Genomic DNA, 1574 nt, shown 5'->3' with positions numbered 1-1574 from the left:
AAATTGCCATGACAGAGCCAAGGGTTGCACCTGAGGAAACCCCAATCGTATAAGGATCGGCAAGCGAGTTTCTTAATAGCCCTTGAAAGGCAGCCCCTGCTATTGAAAGCGAAGCTCCTACCAAAAATGCCACCAGTACTCTTGGAAAACGAATTTGCCAAATGATTAAATCCATGTTTTCCGGACCGTGATATAAGGATAGCCCGGTAAGATGGCCAATAATAATTTTAATTGTATCTCCTACGGTTAACGAAACTGTACCAATAAATACGCCCATAATTACCGAAGTACATACAATAAATAAACTGACTATGTATAAAATAGATGCTTTGTTTAAAAAAATACGTTTAAAAATCAATACTTTCAGCTCCTCTAGGAAACGAGGCGTGATGTTTTACATTACATTAACCATTCATTTTCCTGTCCATAAACCATGCTTCCACCATGCATTAAGTTGGAAACAATCATCTTTTATTTGTTACGAGTGCTAGACTGTTGAACTGGGCAACGTAGAATAGCGTACTAAAGTTCTCGGTAAAAAAACAAGCGAAAGCCTCTACAAGCTATACTTTTTGTGTTTGCTCCGGGCTTTTATAGTTGTCTATTAACTGATACAGCTTTTCCATATCTACGGCTTCTCTCACATATGCTGCTGCTTTTGAAAAAGACTCCTCTTTTTGCAGGCGACTGTTGAATGTGTCCGTAATAGGCGGCAATTTTTTATGTTTACGAATTTGATTAAGCAAAGCTCTGCGCAAAGCATCGTTATGAAACACATCATGAACATACGTGCCAATAACGTTGTCTTTAACCGTTCCTTCTTTTTCATGCTCTACCACTGCAAAAGCTTCCGTGGTGCTCTTAGAAATCGTCTTTCCCATATGAATTTCGTAGCCTTCAATCGAAACTCTTTCACTTTCTAGCTGGACATACCCAGAAACTCTTTCTGTTTTTTTGCTGGTTGTCATAACGGTTTCCACTGGAAGCAAGCCAAGCCCTTTAATAGATTCAATCCGAGATTCTACTGCATCAGGGTCTGTAATTGTCTCCCCTAGCATTTGATATCCTCCGCAGATGCCAATGACGTGAACGTTCGTTGTGTTCAGAACTTGATTAATGGCTAGAGCCAGGCCGCTTTCTTGTAAAAACTGAGCATCTTCAATCGTATTTTTGCTTCCTGGTAAAACAATTAAATCGGGCGTACCTAATTGCGACGGCTTGGTTACAAGCCTCACGTGACAGTCTTCTTCTAAKCTTAAAGGATCGATGTCTGTAAAGTTTGAGATGCGCGGGTACGAGATAACCGCAATATCAATTTCTTTTAACGGATTCACAAGCGTTGAGTAATTTCTAAGTGATAACGAATCTTCCGCGTCAATTTCCACGTTGTTCATATAAGGAATAACTCCTAGAACCGGAACACCCGTGTATTCTTCAAACCACTTCAACCCTGGTTTTAAAAGTTCTAAATCTCCTCGGAATTTATTAATTAACACCCCGATAACTCTAGACTTGTGTTCATCTGGAAGCAATTGAAGAGTACCCACTAGGCTCGCGAAAACGCCTCCTTTATC

General features: G+C 40.1%; 2 protein-coding genes. Both read right to left on the bottom strand.

All coding sequences use genetic code 11. The features are described from left to right. Positions 1-358, bottom strand: a 358-nt coding sequence (locus AC1DRF_RS27180; protein ID WP_477742207.1) for an iron chelate uptake ABC transporter family permease subunit, incomplete at its 3' end; no start/stop codon positions are given. 205 nt (positions 359-563) lie between these two features. After that, positions 564-1574: cobyric acid synthase (locus tag AC1DRF_RS27175; protein ID WP_477742206.1), on the bottom strand; the 1011-nt coding region annotated here is incomplete at its 5' end.

The sequence above is a fragment of the Priestia sp. P5_B4 genome (genome assembly GCF_056400385.1).
The sequence above is the reverse complement of the archived record's forward strand: the minus strand, read 5'-3'. Positions and strand labels throughout refer to the sequence as shown.